The following is an 828-nucleotide window of genomic DNA, read 5'->3' on the forward strand; positions in this document are numbered from 1 at the left end:
CCCGAGAAGTTCACCATGCTCACCGGCGACCGCCCCACCGGCCGTCTGCACCTGGGCCACTACTTCGGTACCCTCAAGGGCCGTGTTGAGCTGCAGAACATGGGCGCCAAGACCAACGTGCTCATCGCCGACTACCAGGTCATCACCGACCGCGACACCACCGAGCACATCCAGGACAACGTGTACAACATGGTCATGGACTACCTTGCCTGCGGCATCGACCCCGACAAGACCATGATCTACGCGCACTCCGCCGTGCCCGCCGCCAACCAGCTCATGCTGCCGTTCCTGTCGCTGGTCTCCGAGGCCGAGCTGGCGCGCAACCCAACGGTTAAGGCCGAGATGGAGGCCAGCGGCCATGAGCTCACCGGCCTTTTGCTCACCTACCCGGTGCATCAGGCCTGCGACATCCTGTTCTGCAAGGGCAACGTCGTGCCCGTCGGCCGCGACCAGCTGCCGCACATCGAGCTCACCCGCACCATCGCCCGCCGCTTTAACAACCGCTACGGCAAGGTGTTCCCCGAGGTCGACGCGCTGCTGTCCGACACGCCGCTGCTGCCCGGCTTGGACGGTCGAAAGATGAGCAAGAGCTACGGCAACGCCATCAATATTTCGATGACCGCCGAGGAGACGGCCAAGCGCATCAAGAAGAGCCAGACCGACTCCGAGCGCATGATCACGTTTGACCCCGAGAACCGCCCCGGCGTGTCCGGTCTGCTTTCGACAGCCGCCATCTGCACCGGTCGTTCCGAGGTTGAGATCGCCGAAGAGATTGGCATGGGCGGCTCCGGTCAGCTTAAGAAGTACGTGACCGAGGCGGTCAACGAG

At 63.6% G+C, this 828-nt stretch carries 1 protein-coding gene; it reads left to right on the forward strand.

The annotated features are described in order from the left end of the window. The coding region (gene trpS / locus DW732_RS09725) for a tryptophan--tRNA ligase (protein WP_118099418.1) at nt 1-828 on the forward strand (828 nt) is incomplete at both ends.

Source organism: Collinsella sp. AM28-11LB (genome assembly GCF_003469895.1).
Taxonomy (GTDB): Bacteria; Actinomycetota; Coriobacteriia; order Coriobacteriales; family Coriobacteriaceae; genus Collinsella.